We start from the raw sequence: 358 nt of genomic DNA on the forward strand, positions 1-358 counted from the left end.
GTGCCGCTTCACGAGTTCATCGATATCCAGCTTCAAATGCTTCGCCAGCGACGCCAAGTCCGGCCCGTCCGCCCCGCCGTAGCGCACGGGAATTTCGATTTCGGTGGTCCCGACATCCGCTTCCAGCAGCGGCTTCGCGTGACGCGGGGCGTTGAGCGTCGGATCGAGGCCGCCGAGGTAAGCAAATCCCGGCTGAAAACCCAGGAAGAACACGATGTAATCGGCTTGCGTGTGCCGCTTCACGAGTTCATCGATATCCAGCTTCAAATGCTTCGCCAGCGACGCCAAGTCCGGCCCGTCCGCCCCGCCGTAGCGCACGGGAATTTCGATTTCGGTGGTCCCGACATCCGCTTCCAGC

Annotated in this window: 1 protein-coding gene; it reads right to left on the minus strand. The window is 62.0% G+C overall.

From position 1 onward, the window contains the following. A partial coding sequence (locus ACRXB1_RS37460) for a carboxyltransferase domain-containing protein (protein WP_449494947.1) occupies positions 1 to 357 on the minus strand: 357 nt, incomplete at its 3' end. Position 358 lies beyond the last annotated feature (1 nt).

It is taken from the genome of Caballeronia sp. M23-90, assembly GCF_053574605.1.